Origin of the sequence: Rathayibacter sp. VKM Ac-2804 (assembly GCF_009866655.1) — a bacterium.
Classification (GTDB): Bacteria; Actinomycetota; Actinomycetes; order Actinomycetales; family Microbacteriaceae; genus Rathayibacter.
In genome coordinates this window covers 1905478-1920053 of sequence record NZ_CP047420.1, presented here as the reverse complement: position 1 = coordinate 1920053, position 14576 = coordinate 1905478, and the positions used below count along the sequence as shown (strand labels likewise).

The following is a 14576-nucleotide window of genomic DNA, read 5'->3' as shown; positions in this document are numbered from 1 at the left end:
CCCTGAGCCCGGCCGGGGTGCGCCCGGAACCCACCCGTCACGGAACAGAGATCGTCGTCATGAGTCCCAAGAAAATCGTCGTCACCGGCATCGGAGCCAGCACGCCCCTCGGCGGCACCGCTCGCGAGTCCTGGAGCGCCCTTCTCGCGGGTGAGTCCGGCGTCAGCACGATCCAGGCCGACTGGGTGACCGAGCTCGAGCTCCCCGTCACCTTCGCCGCTCAGGCGAAGGTGCGTCCGGAGGAGGTCCTCCCCCGTCCCGAGGCCAAGCGCCTCGACCCCTCCAGCCAGTTCGCCCTCATCTCCGCCCGCGAGGCGTGGGCCGACTCCGGCATCACCGACGTCGACCCGCTGCGCGTCGGCGTCGACTACTCCACCGGCATCGGCGGACTCTGGACCCTCATCGACGCGTGGGACACCCTCCGCGAGCGCGGCCCCCGCCGCGTCCTCCCGATGACCATCCCCATGCTCATGCCCAACGCCGCCGCGGCCGCGATCAGCATGGCCATCCCGTCCCGCGCCTACGCCCGCACCGACGTCTCCGCCTGCGCCTCCAGCACCGAGGCGATCGCGAACGCGTACGAGCACCTCCAGCGCGGCCTCGCCGACGTCGTCATCGCCGGCGGCACTGAGTCGGTCGTCCACCCGCTCCCCCTCGCCGCCTTCGCGTCGATGCAGGCCCTCTCCCGCCGCAACGACGACCCGGCCACCGCCTCCCGCCCCTACGACGTCTCCCGCGACGGCTTCGTCCTCGGCGAAGGCGCCGCCACCCTCGTCCTCGAGACCGAGGAGCACGCCCTCGCCCGCGGCGCCCGCATCTACGCCGAGCTCGCCGGCGGCGCCGTCACCAGCGACTCGTACCACATCACCGCCCCCGATCCCGAGGGCTCCGCCGCCGCCCGCGCGATGATCGAGGCCCTCGAGCAGGCCGGCGCCGCGCGCACCGACGTCACCCACGTCAACGCTCACGCGACCAGCACCCCCGTCGGCGACATCGCCGAGTACCGCGCCCTCGCCCGCGTCTTCGGCGACCACCTCCCGAACATCGCCGTCTCCGCCACCAAGGCCTCCACCGGCCACCTCCTCGGCGGCACCGGAGCCCTCGAGGCGATCTTCACCGTCCTCGCCCTGCACGAGCGCACCGCCCCGCCCACCATCAACCTCACCGAGCAGGACCCGCAGATCCCCCTCGACGTGGTCACCAGCCCGCGCAGCCTCGGAGCCGCGCCGCTCGTCGCCCTCTCCAACTCGTTCGGGTTCGGGGGGCACAATGCTGTTGCCGCGTTCCGGTCGGTGTAACGGGGCGTAGCCCCGTCACCCCGAGCGGAACGCGGGCTGCGCCGCTCCTCGCGCGGCGCAGGCGCGTCCGCTCCCGGCGGGGTCGCGTTCCGCAGGGCCGGTGCGGTGCGGCGACGGCGATCCGCTGGAACGCGGATCGCCGGATACGCCTCGTGCCGCGAGGGTGGTCGTTCACCGCGAGCCCTCGCCAGCAGTTCCGGGAACAGGGCCGCATCGCCTGCGTCTCGCTCTGCCGGACACTCGCTGCAGCACTCCGGGTGAAGTGACCGCATCGCCTGCGGCTCGCTCCGTCGGACACCTCCGGCAGCACTTCTGGAGCAGGCCGCCTCGCGTCTCGTCTGGTCGGCAGCGCCCCCTCATGCTGGTCGAGTAGCCCCGCAGGGGCGTATCGAGACCCACCGTCCCCAGCACGGCGGACCAGCAGCCGGATCCCGACGTTCCGACGAGCAGAAGCGCGTCTCACGAGCCGAAGATGTGCCCACCCTTCAGAGAGTCGCGCGCACCGTATCGCCGCGCCCCACGAGGCGTATCCGGCGATTCGCGTACCAGCGAATCGCCGTCGCCGTTCGCACCCCGCTCTGCGGACCGCGACCACCTCCCCGAGCCGACCGCGCTGCGCCGCGCGGGGAGCGGCGCAGAAATGGGCACCGCCTGCTCAGCCGACGCTGTGCATCCAGATGACCCGCCCGAAGTCGCTGGCCGCGCGGAACGGCTCGAGCTCGTCCTCCCAGGCCTGGCCGAGGGCGAGGCGCAGCTCGCGGTGCAGCTCGATGGGGTCGGCGCCGGCGGTCTCCATGGCGGAGCGGATGCGGTCCTCGGGGACGACGGTGTTGCCGGCGCTGTCGGTCTGGGCGTGGAAGACGCCCAGCTCGGGCGTGTGCATCCAGCGGCCGCCGTCGACACCGGGCGACGGGTCCTCGGTCACCTCGTAGCGCACGTCGGCCCAGCCGCGCAGAGCGGACGCGATGACGGCACCGGTGCCGACCGGGCCCTCCCACGCGTACTCGGCACGCTGGGCGCCGCGCTGCACCGGCTGCTCGATCCAAGTGAAGTTCACGGCACGACCGAGAGCGCGACCCGCTCCCCATTCCAGATGGGGGCAGAGCGCGCGGGGGGCGGAGTGCACGAAGAGCACACCCCGAGTCTGTTGCGTCACCACGCTGTCCTCCGTCCGTCCTGGTGCGTCTTCCCCAACGACCTGGACCACGAGCGACGTGCAGTGCCTTCTTGTGCGGTGGACGAGCCACCGGTTCAGATTATGCAGGACCCTCCGCGCCACGACAAGGCGCCTCGCCGCGGCCGCCGACGGGTCGCCGAGATCCCCTGCCTATACTCGGGATCGTCCGCCCGAACCGCGGCGCCGCCCGCATCCGGGCCCGCGATCCGCTCGAGAGGAGCCCCGTGTCGGTCCGCGACGGTCTGCTCGCTCTCCTCACCCTCGGCCCCGCCTACGGCCTGCAGCTCCACGCCGAGCTGCTCGACCGGGCGGCCCACCGTCGCCGGGTCAACGTCGGCCAGATCTACTCCACCCTCGACCGGCTCCGCGAGCGCGGCCTCGTCGCCGGCGCGGGATCGACTGAGGACGGACTCCCCCTGCACGCCCTCACCGACGAGGGGCGCGCCGAGGCGCTCGCCTGGCTGAGCGGCGACGGCGCGTCCGCCGAGGAGGACTGGGACGACGTGCTCGACCGGATCCTGCTGGCCTCGAGCCTGTCCGACGCCGATCTCGACGCGGTCCTCGACGCCTACGGAAGCACGCTCCCCGACGAGCAGGAGGTGCTCGACGACCACCCGCAGCGCCGCCTGGCCGCCCGCGCGGTGCTGGTGCGCGACGACGCGCTGCGCCGGCTGCTCGAGGCCGCCCGCGAGGAGCTCGCCGGAACGGGTGACGGAGCCGCCGTCCGCGGCTACGCGCTCGAGCGCCCGCGGCGGGGCCGCAGGGCAGCGGCGCGGGACGACGCCGCCGCGGAGGAGCCGCCCGGCGACAGGATCGGCCGGCACGAGACAGGCGCGGGCGCCGTCGCCTAGGCTGGCGGGTATGATCCGTTCGCCTCTCGGCCTCCGCGTGTCCACCTCCGCGCGCCGACGGCTCGTCGCAGCCGGTGCGGGCACGGTCCTCGTCCTCTGCGCCGCCCTCGCCGCCCCGATGGCGGCCTCCGCCTACGACCCGGCGGACTACCCGTCCTGGTCGGACGTCGAGGCCGCGAAGTCGAGCGAGAGCGCGACCGCCGCCGAGGTCGACCGCATCACGGCGATCCTCGCCGACCTGCGCGATCAGGCCGCCGCCCTCACCGATGCCGCCATCTCCCGGGCCGCCGAGGCCGACGCCGCGCAGAGCGCTCTCGACGAGGCCACCCAGCGCGTGACCGCGCTCGAGGAGCGCGCCACCGCCGCCCGCGCCGATGCGGACGCCGCGAAGGAGCAGGCCGGCCGCCTGGCCGCCCAGCTGTACCGCAACGGCGGCACCGACGCCACGCTCAACCTCCTGGTCGGCGGCGAGCAGTCGGACCAGCTGCTCTACCGCCTGGGCACCATGAGCCAGCTCACGCTGCAGACCAGCCGCCTCCAGGACGACGCCGAGACCACCGAGAACGCCGCCGCCTCCCTCGCGGGCCAGGCCGAGCAGGCGCGCACCGAGCGGCTCTCCCTCGTCAGCGCCGCGCAGGACGCGCTCGCGACCGCGCAGGCCGCGCAAGCCGACGCCGATGCGAAGGTCGCCGACCAGGAGCAGTACAGCTCCGGTCTCTACGAGCAGCTCGCCTCGCTCAAGAACACCACGGCCGCACTCGAGGAGGAGTTCGCCACCGGTCAGGAGGCGAAGGCCGCGTTCGAGGAGCAGGAGCGCCTCTCCCGCCTCGCCGCCGAGGCCGAGGCCCGTCGCCAGCAGGCCGCGAAGGCGCCGTCCGCACCCTCCGCCCCCGCGCCGGCCGCGCCCGCACCCGCGGCGCCGTCCACGGGCGGCGGCGGCGGCGGCGGCCCGGTCGAGCTGGGCGACGACGACGCCTCCGGCAAGGACAGCTCCGCGAAGACCATCGCCGCGCTCAGCACCTACGCCGGCCGCACCGACGGGATGTCACCCGCGCAGGCGCAGAACTACGCCCGGTCCGTCATGGGCGTCCACGGCTGGGGCCAGGACCAGGTCGACAACTGCCTGATCCCGCTCTGGAACGGCGAGTCGGGCTGGCGCTGGAACGCGCTGAACCGCTCCTCGGGCGCCTACGGCATCCCGCAGGCCCTGCCCGCGAGCAAGATGGCGACCTACGGCGCCGACTATCAGACGAACGCCGCCACCCAGGTCGACTGGGGTCTGGCGTACATCTCCGACCGCTACGGCTCGCCGTGCGCGGCGTGGTCGGCGTGGAACAACCGCTCCCCGCACTGGTACTGAGCGACTCGTCGCTCCGCCGTCACTTCGCCTCGTCGTAGGCGTCGACGACCGCGACGGTGACCGGGAAGTCGACGTCCTGCTCGCCGAACAGCGCGCGCCCGGCGCGCGCGGCGGCCTCGCGCACGATCGCGGCAACCCGCTCCGCCTCGCCCGCCGGCGCGTGCACGATCACCTCGTCGTGCAAGAAGTAGACGAGGTGCGCGAGCGCGCCCTCCGCGCGCAGCCGGGCCCGCAGCTCTCCCATCCAGCAGAGCGCCCACTCCGCGGCCGTGCCCTGCACGACGAAGTTGCGGGTGAAGCGCCCCCAGTCGCGAGCACGCTGCCCACCGGCGTCGACGTCGCCGGGCGGCGAGCTGCGCCCGAGCCGGGTCGACACCCGCTCGCCCCGCTCGCCGGCGCGGGCGGCCGCCTCGACGTGCGCGACCGACAGCGGATACGCGCGGGCCAGCCGCGGGAGCAGGCGCCCGGCCTCGCCGCTGGTCGCCCCGTACATCGCACCGAGCATCGCGACCTTGGCCCGCGGCCGGTCCGGCACGACACCCGCGTCGACGATGCCCTGGTAGAGATCCTTGCCGCGGCCGGCGGCGGCCATCACGGAGTCGCCCGCCAGCGCGGCGAGGATGCGCGGCTCCAGCTGCGCCGCATCGGCGACCACGAGCGTCCAGCCCGCATCGGCGGTCACCGCCGCGCGGATCTGCCGCGGGAGCTGCAGCGCTCCCCCGCCCGAGGTCGCCCAGCGTCCGGTGACGACGCCGCCGACGACGTACTCGGGCCGGAAGCGCCCGTCATGCACCCAGGCGTCGAGCCAGGCCCAGCCGTTGGCGGTCAGCAGGCGCGAGAGCTTCTTGTACTCCAGCAGCGGCGGGATCACGGGGTGCTCGATCGACGTCAGCTCCCAGGAGCGGGTCGACTCGACCGCGAGGCCCGCCCGGCGGAGCGAGCGGAGGAGCTCCGTCGGCGAGTCGGGGTTCAGCTCGGGAGCGCCCAGCTCGCGGCGGATGTCGTCGGCCAGCGCCTCGAGGCGGGCCGGCCGGCCGCCGAAGTGCGGACGCGGCCCGAGCAGGTCGGTGAGCACCCGGTCGTGGATGTCCGCGCGCCACGGCAGCCCGGCTGCGGCGATCTCGCGGGCGATCAGCGCGCCGACGGACTCGGCGGCGAGCAGGAGCCGCAGGCGCCCGCCCTCGGCGGCCGCCGTCAGCGCCTCCTCCTGCCGCGAGAGCTCGACGAGCGGGTCGAGCTCGTCCGTGGCGGCCGGAGCCTCCTCGAAGCCGAGCAGCGTGTCGCCCGCGACCGGAGCGGCCGCTCCGGCGTCCCAGGCATCGGGCGCCGCGCGAGCGAGCGGCGAGCGCGCCGTCTGCTCCGAGCGGCGGAGGATGGCGCGGGCGAGGCGCAGGTCGTGGCAGCGCGCGACGTGCACGCCCTCCGCCAGGAGCGCGGGGTACCAGCGCGCCGTGTCGTCCCAGACCCAGCGCGGCCGCTCCGCCTCGCGCTCGCGGACGAAGGCGGCCAGCTCGACCGGACCGCGTCCACGGCCGACCTCGGTGCCCGTGCCGTCCGCCGCGATCGCCCGCCACGCCCCCGTGGGGCCACCGGTGAGCGCGAGGAGCATCCGGCCATTCTCCTCCGCGGCGGCCCCGGCTCGGACGGGCGCCCGGGCGGCCGCCGTCACGGGGCGCGCTCGGGCGCCGGCTTCGACGCGGGATAGCCCGGGAACGGCTTCTCCTGCGCGGTCAAAGGCTGATGCGCCCAGAGCGCCGCCGCGATCGTGTCCATCGACCGCGAGTAGCCCACGAGCGTGCGGCGGCTCGGCTCCGCGGCCCACGTGACCGCCCGATACCAGCTCTCGCGGTACGGGCCCGTCTCGATCCGGCGGATCAGCCCGATCCGCCCCGTCCGCATCGCGTCGACCATCACCCACTCGTCGGGCCCGCTGCTGCGCAGCATCTGGAGGGGACTCCACTCGATCATCTCGCCTCCTGCCCGGTCGGTCCGCTGCCGTGGCGAGCACGGGCGCCGCGGCGTACACTCGCAGACTATCGAACACATGTTCGAACGGCCAGTCGAGTCCGACGGGTCGAGCGGAGCAGGCGGGAGCACCCACGATGGCGGTGATCGACGAGACGGCGATGGTCGCGACCGACGGCGACGGGGTGCCCGTCGCCCTCGAGTGGCGCGGCGCCAGCTACCGGGTCACCGACCGTCCGACGGTCTGGACGCGCACCAGCGACTGGTGGGCGCCGCTCGACGGCTTCCCGCCGACGTTCGGCGGCGTGCCGGTCAGCATCGGCGGCTGGCGCTTCCAGGCGACCGATCTCGAGACGGGCGGAGCCTTCGTGCTCGACGTCGTCGCCTCGGCGGATCCGTGCTGGAGCGTGGTGCGGTACTACGAGTGAGGGCCGGCGGGCGCGACCCGGACCCCACTACTTGCTGTCGGACCAGGGCGCCTTCGTCATGGCGATCAGAGCGGCGACTCCGGAGACGAGGCCGACACCGGCGATGGCGGCTACGACGAGCCAGAGCACGAGTTCCATAGGGCCAGTCTACCGAGTGCGTCGAGCCCCCGTTCCATCGCCCGGCTCTGCAATAGCGTGAGCGGAATGACCGACTCCCCCACGCGCGCGAGCGTCGGACTGCGCTCCGAGCGCGGTCCGATCCTCCTGGCGCTGATGATCTCGACCGCGCTGGTCGCCCTCGACGCGACCATCCTCTCCACCGCGGTGCCCTCGATCGTCGCGGACCTCGGCGGCTTCGAGCAGTTCCCCTGGCTGTTCTCGATCTACCTGCTCGCGCAGGCGGTCTCCGTCCCCCTCTACGGCAAGCTCTCCGACGTGATCGGCCGGAAGCCCATCATGCTGATCGGGATCGGTCTCTTCCTCGTCGGCTCGCTGCTCTGCGGCCTGGCCTGGAGCATGCCCGCGCTGATCGCCTTCCGCGCCCTGCAGGGCCTCGGCGCCGGAGCGATCCAGCCGATGGGCATCACGATCGCCGGCGACATCTACACGGTCGCCGAGCGGGCGAAGACCCAGGGCTACCTCGCGAGCGTCTGGGGCATCTCCTCGGTCGTCGGCCCCACACTCGGCGGTGTGCTGTCGGATCTGGGCGCCTGGCGCTGGATCTTCCTGGTCAACATCCCGCTCTGCCTGCTCGCCGCCTTCCTCCTGATCCGCAGCTTCCGCGAGACCACCCGCGGCGAGCGCACCCCGCTCGATCTCGCCGGAGCGTCGGTGCTCGCCGTCGGCACGGCGCTGCTCATCCTCGGCCTGCTCGAGGGCGGCAGCGCCTGGCCGTGGCTCTCCCCAGCGGGTGTCGGCGTCTTCGTCGTCGCGGCGCTCGCCTTCGCCGGCTTCGTCGCGATCGAGCGCAGGGCGGTCGCGCCGGTGCTGCCGCTCTGGGTGCTCACCCGGCGGGTGCTGCTCTCGACGAGTCTCGTCTCGGTGACGGTCGGCGCGATCACCCTCGGCGTCACCTCCTACTTCCCGACCTTCGCGCAGGGCGTCCTCGGCAGCTCCGCCCTCGGCGCCGGCTTCGCGGTCGCCGCGATGACGATCGGCTGGCCGGTGGCGGCGAGCCTCTCCGGCAGGCTCTACCTGCGGATCGGCTTCCGGCGCACGGCCTTCCTCGGGGCGGCGCTGGTCACGGTCGGCACCGGGCTGACGATCCTCCTCGGCGCCTCCTCGAGCCTCTGGGAGATCGCAGGCTTCTGCGTGCTGATCGGCGCCGGCATGGGCCTGGTCGCGACACCGACGCTCATCCGCGCGCAGGCGAGCGTCGAGTGGAACGAGCGCGGCGTCGTGTCGTCGACCAACTTCTTCGCCCGCAACATCGGCAGTGCGATCGCCGTCGCGGTGTTCGGCGCGATCGTCAACGCCCAGGCCGGCGGCGGCGATCCGACGCCCGAGGGCCTCGCGGCCGGCACCCGCTTCGTCTGCATCGCGCTGACGGTCCTCGCGGTCGGGATGCTCTTCGCGGTCCGCGCGATGCCGAAGGACGACCCGCGGCCGACGAAGGCTCCGGCCGCGACCTCCGCGGAGTCCTAGCGGGGAGAGCGGCGGGCGGCGGCGAGGGCCCGCAGCCGGTCGACGTGCCCGCGCCGGGTGCGGTGGGTCCAGCGCCGCACCGGGTCCCCGAGTCCGGGGTGCCGCCGGAGCGTGTGCAGCGCGCGATCGAAGCGCCGCACCATGTCGGTCGCCGCGCCGAAGGGGCGCGCCGAGATGCCGACCTCGAGGTGGCGGTCGTACACGATCCGGTGGCGCAGCCCCAGGTGCACGCTGATCTCGACGTCGTCGTGCACGTACGGGTCGTCGCGGTGCATCTCCCCCGCGATGTCCTGCCAGGCCGAGCGGCGGACGGCGCAGTTCGAGCCGAAGAGCGGCCAGTTGGCCAGCGCGGAGCCCATCAGCACGAAGTACGCGTCCATGTAGACGATGCGGGCGAGCGTCCGCGCCACCGGCCCGAGCTCGACGAAGCGGCCGGGGCCCGTCACCGCCCCGACGCTCGGATCGGCGAAGTGGGCCGCGATCCTCGCGAGCCAGTGCCGGTCGGGCTGCGAGTCCGCATCGAGCCGGGCGAGCACGTCGCCCTCCGCCTCGTCGAAGCCGTGGGCCGTGCTGGCCGGGATGCCGCTGCCGCCGTGCACGATGACCCGCGCACCCGCCGCGCGCGCCAGGTCGGCACTGTCGTCGGTGCTGCCGTCGTCGACGACGACGATCTCGAACGGGGCGAGGGTCTGCTCGGCGAGGAGGGCGAGCAGCCGCTCGAGGTGCCGGGCGTCGTCCTTGACGGGGACGACGACGGAGATGCGTCGGGAGTCCATCGGGACAGTCAACTCGATCCGGGCACCCGCCCGGGCATCCGCCACGCCCACGACGCCACCGACCGGCGTGTCAAGCGGGTCCCGCCCTCCGGGCCCTGGTGCTGGGATCGGGACCGAGGGGGCGCCGCGCCTCCTCGGAACAGGAGACGTCATGACCCAGGGACCCCGCGACTTCCGACCCACCCGCGCCGTCGTCACAGCCTCGGACTCCGGCATCGGCCGGGCCGCCGCTGTCGCCCTCGCCGAGGCGGGCATGGACGTCGGCATCACCTGGCACAGCGACGAGCAGGGCGCCCAGGACACCGCCGAGGAGGTCCGCTCGCACGGCCGCCGCGCCGAGGTCGCCCGTCTCGATGCGACCGAGCTCGACACGGTGGGCGACGTGATCGACGACCTGGCCCGGCGGCTCGGCGGGCTCGACGTCTTCGTCAACAACGCCGGGGGCGGCGGCGGCGAGGCCTTCCTCGAGCAGAGCCTCGACAGCTGGCGCGAGGTCGTGGCGCTGAACCTCGACGGAGCGTTCGTCGGCCTCCAGCGCGCCGCCCGGATCATGGTCGAGCAGGGCACCGGCGGCCGGCTGATCGGCGTCACCAGCGTGCACGAGCACCAGCCCCGCGTCGGCGCGGGCGCCTACGTCGCCGCCAAGCACGGACTCGGCGGACTGCTGAAGGTCGCCGCCCTCGAGCTCGGCCGCTACGGGATCACCGCCAACGCCGTCGCACCCGGCGAGATCGCGACCCCGATGAACGACGCGGAGGACGTGGATCCGCACGGCATCGACCGCCCGGGCATCCCGCTCGGCCGCTCCGGCGACGCTCGCGAGATCGCGGCCGTGATCGCCCTCCTCGCCTCCCCCGCCGGCGCCTACATCACCGGATCCTCCTACGTCGTCGACGGCGGCATGCTGCAGATGGGCCCGCAGGCCGGCTCGCACCTCCTGCAGGACGACTGGCGGGACGCCTGAGCGGCCGACCATCGCGCCCGCCCGACCGGTACTCTCGAAGAGGTGCTCCGGCGGGCGGGGCGCTCGGACGAGGGTGCAGGTGACGCGCGTGTGGTTCCGCCGTCGACGCAGGTTCAAGATGGAGCCGTACGACCCTGACGAGAACCCGTCGCGCGAGCCCGTCTCGGTCGAGGAGGCCGCGGAGGAGGGCCTGCTGCTCGCCCAGTACGCGAGCCGGATGGCCGTGAAGAACCGCGTGCTGATGGACGGCCTGGCCGAGGGCGTCGCCTTCGACGTCCGGCACTACTCCGTCATCGCCGCCGCCGAGCTGGAGAAGCTCGCGGACGAGTCGGAGGCCGCGGCCGAGCGCCTGCGCGCCATCGCCGCGGACGCGACCCTGGTCGGCGGCCGCTCCGACCACGTGCACGACTACCGCTCGGCCGACATCGACAACCTCGACCACCGCGAGCGGCTCTCGCTGTCGGTGGCGGACTCCCTGCGCAAGCGTGCGCGGGACGAGCAGTACCTGGCCGCGCTCGTCGACGACGCCCGGCAGGACGCCTGGCGCGAGCTGTCGCAGTCGATCGAGGAGACCCTCGATCGGGCGCCGCTGATCGACGCGGACGCGGAGGAGTACCGCCGCGACCGCTCGGTGCGGATGGCGCTCGTCGTCGTCGACGACCTGGCCAAGCTGGCCGCCGAGCGCGGAGTCGCGCTCGAGGAGTGAGGTGTGCCCCAGCGGTCAGCGGAGACCGTCGGTCAGGCCCAGCCGGCGCGGAACGACTCGGTCGCCTCGGAGGAGCGCTCGCGCACGGCCTCCAGCAGCTCGACCATCGAGGTGCTGCGCAGGAACGCGAGCCGGTCGAGCTCGGTGACCGGAGCGACTCCCGCGAGCTGCCAGGCGTGCGCGGCCGGGTCCTCGGCCAGCTCGACGACGGCGCCGTAGCGCTGCTCGACGAACTCGCTCGCGACCGCTAGCGCCGTCCGCACCGCCGATTCGGCGGAGCGCAGCAGCTCCTCGTGCTCCGGCGCCCACTCGAGCGGAGCCACGGGGCGCACCTCGGCCTTCGGGTAGGGGTCGTCCTCGTACCAGCGGACGACCTCGAAGCGGTTCTCGCCGACGCTGTCGAGGGTGACGAACGACTCGGCGCCGTCGATGTTGAGGATGCGCGCGACCGTGCCGATCGGGAACCGCTGGTCGCCGCCGCCCACCTCCTGCCCGCGCTCGATCAGGACGACGCCGAAGGAGAGCGTGTCGTCCTCGAGCACGTCGCCGAGCATCCGCAGGTACCGCGGCTCGAACAGCCGGAGCGGGAGCGGCATGTGCGGCAGCAGCACGGAGCCGAGCGGGAACATCGGGAGGTCAGGCACGAGAACAGCGAACCACGTCGTGCGGGGAGCGGCCACTACGGGCTTCCGGGCGGCGGACGTGCTAGCGCCCGCGCGGTCGCCGTGTGCGCAACACCGTCCGTTAACCAGGAGGGAGGAAGATCCGCCCGTGACCGCTGAAGTGAACCTCGACCAGATCGTCTCCGAAGTGTCCGCGCGCCTGCGCACCCGCTTCCCCGACCGCCCCGCCGCCGAGGTGGAGTCGGCCGTCCAGAAGGAGCTCGACTCCCTCGCCGACCGCCCGGTCCAGGACTACCTCTCCGTCCTCACCGAGCGCGCCGCGAAGTCCCGCCTGAAGAAGTCCCGCCCGGACGCCTGACCCCACAGCTCCACCGGCTCGGACCCCGACGACCGATCATCAGCTCGGGGGCGGAGTCCTTCCCGAGCGCGGCGGTCGGCGCCAGCCGGAGCACGCACCGCACGACATCGCGACGCCCCGCAGCGCGAGCGTGCAAAACTCCACCGGTGCTTCCGCGGGACCTCCTCTCGAGGCACCGCGGAAGGGGAGTGCGGATGTCGCAGAGCTCGGTCCTGCAGACCACGGGACGTCCGGGTGCGGGCACCTCGTCGGGTGGAACGCACAGTCGGCGCGACATCCAGGGCCTGCGCGCCGTCGCCGTCGTCGCGGTGGTCCTCGATCACGTCCTGGCCTGGCCGTCGGGCGGATTCGTCGGAGTCGACGTCTTCTTCGTCGTCTCCGGCTTCCTGATCACCGGGCTCCTCCTCCGCGAGTGGGAGCGCTCGGGGCGCATCTCGCTCCTCGGCTTCTCCGCGCGCCGCATCAAGCGGATCCTGCCGGCAGCGATCGTCGTCCTGCTCGCCACCCTCGCCGCGGCCGCGGCCCTGTACGGCTCGCGCCAGTTCGAGAGCGTCGCAGTCGACTCGCTCTTCGCCTTCCTCGTCACCGCGAACTGGCGCTTCGCCGCCATCGGGACGGACTACTTCCGGAGCGGGGACGCCGTCTCCCCGCTTCAGCACTTCTGGTCGCTGTCCGTCGAGGAGCAGTACTACCTGGTCTGGCCGGGGCTGATGCTCCTCGTCCTCTGGCTGACGGTCTCGGTCGCGCGACGCCCGGCCTCCGCCGCTCGGACCGCGGTCGGGGTGGTCATCGGCCTCCTCACGGTGGCCTCCTTCGCCTGGGCGATGACGGAGTCGACGGCGAACCCGACCGTCGCCTACTTCTCGACCCTCAGCCGGGCGTGGGAGCTCGGCGCCGGCGCGATCCTCGCTGTGCTCGCCGGCCGGCTCGCACACCTGCCTGCCGCCGTGCGCCCGGTCCTCGCCTGGACCGGGCTGGCGGGCATCGGAGTCTCCTTCGCCCTGATCGACGACGAGCTCCCGTTCCCGGCCCCGTGGGCGCTGCTGCCCGTCCTCTCCACCGTCCTCGTCCTCGCGGCCAACAGCGGGACGCGGAGCCAGGCGACTCACCTCCTGCCACTGACGAACCGGGTGTCGACCTTCCTCGGCGACATCTCGTACTCGCTCTACCTGTGGCACTTCCCCGCCGTCGTCTTCGCCGGCTCCTTCTTCCCCGCGGGGTCGCCACTCCTCGTCGCGTCCTCGCTGATCGCGGCCCTCGTCCTGTCGATCGCGTCGTACCACCTGATCGAGCAGCCCGCGCAGGCGTCGCCTCTCCTGGCCGGTGGACGACGGCGGGAACGGCGTCAGGCGTGGCACACCTGGTGGGGCGTCTTCGGACCTCGGTTGAGGATCGGCGCCGTCGCAGCCCTCGCCGTCGCGACGATCGTCCCCGTCTCGATCGCCCTCACCCCGCCGCCGCCACCGCCCGCGGGCGCCGCCCCGGGGCCGCTCACGCCGACCGCATCGGCCGCGTCCGAGAGCCCAGCGGCGCCCGTCACCGCTGCGACGGAGCTCACGGGACGGATCGAGCAGGCGCTGGCATCGACGACCTTCCCCGAGTTCGACCCGCCGATCGCCGATCTCAGCACCGAGGCGCTGTTCTCGTCCGTCACGACTCCGGACTGCCTGGACATCACCACGACGCAGCAGAGCATCGATTGCGAGAGCGGCCCCACCGACACGGGCCTGGACGTCGTCGTGCTCGGCGACTCGTTCGCCATCGCCTGGTCGCCCGGCATCAAGGCCGCGCTCGAGCCGCTCGGCTACCGCATCCACCCGCTGACCCGCGGAGAGTGCCCCGCCTCCTTCGTGAGCGTGACTCACGGCACCGGCGCCGCCTACCCGGAGTGCGACGAGATCCACGAGTGGCGGCAGGAGCGGGTGGCCGAGATCGCACCGGAGCTGACGATCCTCGCCCAGTCCCACGGGACCATCCTCCGGATGACGTCGCCGGGCTCCCCCGCTGAGCACGCCGAGGAGCTCGCCGCCGGCCTCCGCCGGACCGTCGACGGCATCTCCTCGAGCAGCGACAGGATGATCGTGCTGTCCTCTCCTCCCGAGGGGAAGCAGATGCGCGAGTGCGCGACGGCCTTCGCCTCACCGGCGGACTGCGTGACCTCGCCGTCGCGCGAATTCGCCACCACGATCGCCGCGGAGAAGCGGGCCCTCGAGGGCAGTCCCGCCGAGCACGTCGATACTCTCGGCTGGTTCTGCGCACACCAGCGCTGTCCCGGCTTCGTCGGCACCACGCCGGTCCACGCCGACTCCAGCCACCTCACGATCCAGTACTCGACGATGCTCGCCGACGTCATCGCGGAGGCCGTGACGAGTGCTCCGACACCGTGAGGCGTCTCCTCCGCAGCGGCCCCACGAACGACGGAGGAC

14 protein-coding genes are annotated in these 14576 nt (G+C 73.6%); 9 read left to right on the top strand and 5 right to left on the bottom strand.

Annotated features, from left to right (window positions below):
* The first annotated feature begins 59 nt into the window (after positions 1-59).
* On the top strand, positions 60-1298 hold the full coding sequence (locus tag GTU73_RS09035; RefSeq protein WP_160088797.1) for a beta-ketoacyl-[acyl-carrier-protein] synthase family protein: 1239 nt from the start codon (positions 60-62) through the stop codon (positions 1296-1298).
* 655 nt (positions 1299-1953) lie between these two features.
* On the opposite strand, the gene GTU73_RS09030 is transcribed toward GTU73_RS09035, so the two are convergent.
* Positions 1954-2433, bottom strand: a complete 480-nt coding sequence (locus GTU73_RS09030) for a DUF3145 domain-containing protein (RefSeq protein ID WP_160091294.1) — start codon at positions 2431-2433, stop codon at positions 1954-1956.
* Between the two features lie 266 nt (positions 2434-2699).
* Between GTU73_RS09030 and GTU73_RS09025 the strand changes: the two genes are divergently transcribed.
* A complete protein-coding gene (locus GTU73_RS09025) occupies positions 2700-3326 on the top strand; it encodes a helix-turn-helix transcriptional regulator (protein ID WP_160088795.1) in 627 nt (208 codons plus the stop codon).
* 10 nt (positions 3327-3336) lie between these two features.
* Positions 3337-4686 (top strand): hypothetical protein, encoded by a 1350-nt coding sequence (locus GTU73_RS09020; RefSeq protein ID WP_160088793.1) that lies wholly within the window; start codon positions 3337-3339, stop codon positions 4684-4686.
* A 19-nt stretch (positions 4687-4705) separates the two neighbouring features.
* Here the strand turns inward: GTU73_RS09020 and GTU73_RS09015 are convergent, their stop codons facing one another.
* The gene (locus GTU73_RS09015; protein ID WP_160088791.1) at positions 4706-6295 is read right to left on the bottom strand and encodes a bifunctional 3'-5' exonuclease/DNA polymerase; all 1590 of its coding nucleotides are present in this window, start codon (positions 6293-6295) and stop codon (positions 4706-4708) included.
* A gap of 56 nt (positions 6296-6351) precedes the next feature.
* Positions 6352-6654 (bottom strand): hypothetical protein, encoded by a 303-nt coding sequence (locus tag GTU73_RS09010; RefSeq protein ID WP_160088789.1) that lies wholly within the window; start codon positions 6652-6654, stop codon positions 6352-6354.
* A gap of 134 nt (positions 6655-6788) precedes the next feature.
* Here GTU73_RS09010 and GTU73_RS09005 point away from each other — a divergent pair, with 134 nt between their 5' ends.
* Together GTU73_RS09005 and GTU73_RS09000 are read left to right on the top strand one after the other, a co-directional pair.
* Positions 6789-7079, top strand: a complete 291-nt coding sequence (locus tag GTU73_RS09005; RefSeq protein ID WP_160088787.1) for a hypothetical protein — start codon at positions 6789-6791, stop codon at positions 7077-7079.
* Between the two features lie 204 nt (positions 7080-7283).
* Complete coding sequence (locus GTU73_RS09000; RefSeq protein ID WP_160088785.1) at positions 7284-8723, top strand: MDR family MFS transporter; 1440 nt, start codon at positions 7284-7286, stop codon at positions 8721-8723.
* Here the strand turns inward: GTU73_RS09000 and GTU73_RS08995 are convergent.
* Positions 8720-9499, bottom strand: a complete 780-nt coding sequence (locus GTU73_RS08995; RefSeq protein ID WP_160088783.1) for a glycosyltransferase — start codon at positions 9497-9499, stop codon at positions 8720-8722. The two genes, GTU73_RS09000 and GTU73_RS08995, sit on opposite strands and share 4 nt — an antisense overlap.
* 151 nt (positions 9500-9650) lie before the next feature.
* Here GTU73_RS08995 and GTU73_RS08990 point away from each other — a divergent pair, with 151 nt between their 5' ends.
* A complete protein-coding gene (locus tag GTU73_RS08990; RefSeq protein ID WP_160088781.1) occupies positions 9651-10463 on the top strand; it encodes an SDR family oxidoreductase in 813 nt (270 codons plus the stop codon).
* A 118-nt stretch (positions 10464-10581) separates the two neighbouring features.
* Positions 10582-11169: a hypothetical protein gene (locus GTU73_RS08985; RefSeq protein ID WP_160088779.1), complete on the top strand. Its 588-nt coding sequence runs from the start codon at positions 10582-10584 to the stop codon at positions 11167-11169.
* Between the two features lie 32 nt (positions 11170-11201).
* On the opposite strand, the gene GTU73_RS08980 is transcribed toward GTU73_RS08985, so the two are convergent.
* On the bottom strand, positions 11202-11813 hold the full coding sequence (locus GTU73_RS08980; protein ID WP_160088777.1) for an LON peptidase substrate-binding domain-containing protein: 612 nt from the start codon (positions 11811-11813) through the stop codon (positions 11202-11204).
* A gap of 127 nt (positions 11814-11940) precedes the next feature.
* Here GTU73_RS08980 and GTU73_RS08975 point away from each other — a divergent pair, with 127 nt between their 5' ends.
* Both GTU73_RS08975 and GTU73_RS08970 read left to right on the top strand, forming a co-directional pair.
* The gene (locus GTU73_RS08975) at positions 11941-12150 is read left to right on the top strand and encodes a hypothetical protein (RefSeq protein WP_132437785.1); all 210 of its coding nucleotides are present in this window, start codon (positions 11941-11943) and stop codon (positions 12148-12150) included.
* 194 nt (positions 12151-12344) lie between these two features.
* Positions 12345-14537 carry an acyltransferase family protein gene (locus GTU73_RS08970; protein ID WP_160088775.1) on the top strand — a complete coding sequence of 731 codons (2193 nt, stop codon included), beginning with the start codon at positions 12345-12347 and terminating at the stop codon, positions 14535-14537.
* The last annotated feature ends 39 nt before the right edge of the window (positions 14538-14576 follow it).